We start from the raw sequence: 1,595 nt of genomic DNA on the forward strand, positions 1-1,595 counted from the left end.
CCGCCTGCAATGCGACATTATGAAAGTCGCCGTTGGGCTGCTGCTGCTCTACTTCATCTGGCGTCAGTGACAACAATAAATCGATACTGTTTAGGCTGTGCTTTTTGGTGCGCTCCTCCAAATACTTACCCGTTCGCACAAAGGCGATGACCATCACCCCGGCTTCAAAATACACAGCGGGGCCATGTCCGCCAGCATATCCACTTTGCAATAGGCTGCTTAACGTGCCATCGCCATGAGTCAACCACAGATAAGTAGAATACGCCCAAATAGTCACCGTACCGATGACCACCAGCACGTCCATATTGGCAAGGCCGCCTTTGATAGACGCCCACGCACTTTTATAAAATGGCAATGCCAGTCCAAACTGGACAATGGTGGCTAGGATAAACTGAATCCAAACAGGCGGCATCCACGCCATACCAAACCCCGTTAGCATACCCGCCATACCAACCAAAAACGGCAACAGACAAATCCATAGCCCGATCAAGCGCCATGGATACTCGGTTGCCGTGTCTTTATCCGTCTGCGCAAACAAGCTGTCAGCGGCTTGCAGATTGGCGACAAAGCCGGTTTTGTTGACCCACTCTGTGACTTGCTCAGGAGTGGTCTGCGCCGGATCATAATCGATATTGGCAGTCTCACCAGCGAAGTTCACACTTGCCTCATATACCGCTGGCTTTTTGCTAAGTACCTTCTCAATCCGCGAAGCACACGCCTGACACGTCATGCCATCGATAGCCAGCTGCAAGTGCGCACGCTCAGGCGCTATCGCAGTTTTGGACTCAATATCAGTCGCCACCTCATAAGACGGGTCAGTACTGGTGCGGGTAGAATTTTTCATAAATAAAACTCGTGGTTGCGTTATAGCGCATTACATAGTCGGTTTACTCTAAAAGCGGTCAAGGCATCTATAAAGGCAACTGCCACCTCTTAAATAACAGGCGCTTCGTTTTGGGTAGGCGGACTATAGCGTTTATAAATGTATAATAAAATCGGTGAAAAAATCTAAATATCAGACGTCAAAATCAGAAAAAAGCGTCTGCAGGCAAATAGACTATGCTGGGGCGTGTCCTCATTCTCAATATGAATGATAGGGTCAATCTTAAATAAAAGAAGTACATGGTTTTATCACGTGCGACTGGTATCAATTTTTCTTGCTTGCTGTGCCTGCGCAGACAGAGGCTGCGCAAAATTACTCCCAGTCGCACTGTATTTATTTTATAGTGGCTCAACGATAAAAATAAGAACATGCCCTAATCTAATAAGAAATAAATCCTACTCAAGCGTGGCTATTGCCTCATACCTAGTAAATGGCTACGACTATGCTCTATTCAAGCCCTGCAGTCAGCAACAGGCGCTGCCATCGCATCTCTCATGAAAAAAACCAGCCATGACAGCTGGTTTTGCGTTAAAGCAGTAAGACTTACGAGTTGGCGACGGTTGCAACAAAACCTGCCTCTTCGATCGCGGCGGCAATGGCTTCTGCGCTGGTTTTGCTATCATCAAATGTCACCGTTGCCAGCTTGTCAGCCAAATCGACAGTCATAGTATCTAAACCGTCGATATCACCTGTGGCTGTATGGACGCTTGCC

2 protein-coding genes are annotated in these 1,595 nt (G+C 47.6%); both read right to left on the bottom strand.

The genetic code is table 11. The annotated features are described in order from the left end of the window. The coding region (locus NK638_RS12215; protein ID WP_274633225.1) for a cation transporter at positions 1-844 on the bottom strand (844 nt) is incomplete at its 3' end. A gap of 582 nt (positions 845-1,426) precedes the next feature. Beyond that, positions 1,427-1,567: a cation transporter gene (locus tag NK638_RS12220; RefSeq protein ID WP_274633226.1), complete on the bottom strand. Its 141-nt coding sequence runs from the start codon at positions 1,565-1,567 to the stop codon at positions 1,427-1,429. Between the last annotated feature and the right edge of the window lie 28 nt (positions 1,568-1,595).

Source organism: Psychrobacter sp. A3 (assembly GCF_028823565.1).
Lineage (GTDB): Bacteria > Pseudomonadota > Gammaproteobacteria > Pseudomonadales > Moraxellaceae > Psychrobacter > Psychrobacter celer.